Raw genomic sequence first — 507 nt, 5'->3', positions numbered from 1 at the left:
CAAAAGAAGTGGCTAGTTTAACCTTCGGGAGGACGGTCACCACTTTGTGTTTCATGACTGGGGTGAAGTCGTAACAAGGTAACCCTAGGGGAACCTGGGGTTGGATCACCTCCTTATCTTGAAGTGAAAACAGTTTAATGGAAACTCTTGAGTTTCACGAGTGTCTACACAAATTACATGATAACAAATTAGAAGAAGAAAGCCCTTGGGCTTGCTAATAAGATAGGTCTGTAGCTCAGCTGGTTAGAGCGCACCCCTGATAAGGGTGAGGTCGGCAGTTCAAGTCTGCCCAGACCTACCAATTCATACACTGAATTGATTAATCTTCTTCATTAAAGAAAAGACCAAATTAAGGTTTACTTTCGTCACACTGAATGTTTTCCAGTGTTTTGTGAGTGAATATTAATTTGGTTTTTTAAACCACGTTTTTAACCGAATGCGCGTTAAGAATGAGTTCTTTAACAATCTGGAAAGCTGATATAAATAAGATATTTATAAAGCAATGAA

Annotated in this window: 1 tRNA gene and 1 rRNA gene; both read left to right on the top strand. The window is 39.1% G+C overall.

Annotated features, from left to right (window positions below):
- Positions 1 to 116: ribosomal RNA gene (locus tag H4J76_RS19545) — 16S ribosomal RNA — on the top strand; the annotation flags it as partial.
- A 108-nt stretch (positions 117 to 224) separates the two neighbouring features.
- Positions 225 to 301: transfer RNA gene (locus H4J76_RS19540), tRNA-Ile, on the top strand.
- The last annotated feature ends 206 nt before the right edge of the window (positions 302 to 507 follow it).

This window comes from Colwellia sp. BRX9-1 (genome assembly GCF_014077195.1).
Lineage (GTDB): Bacteria > Pseudomonadota > Gammaproteobacteria > Enterobacterales > Alteromonadaceae > Colwellia_A.
Note: the sequence above shows the minus strand (reverse complement) of the source record. Positions and strands in the feature narration are given on the sequence as shown.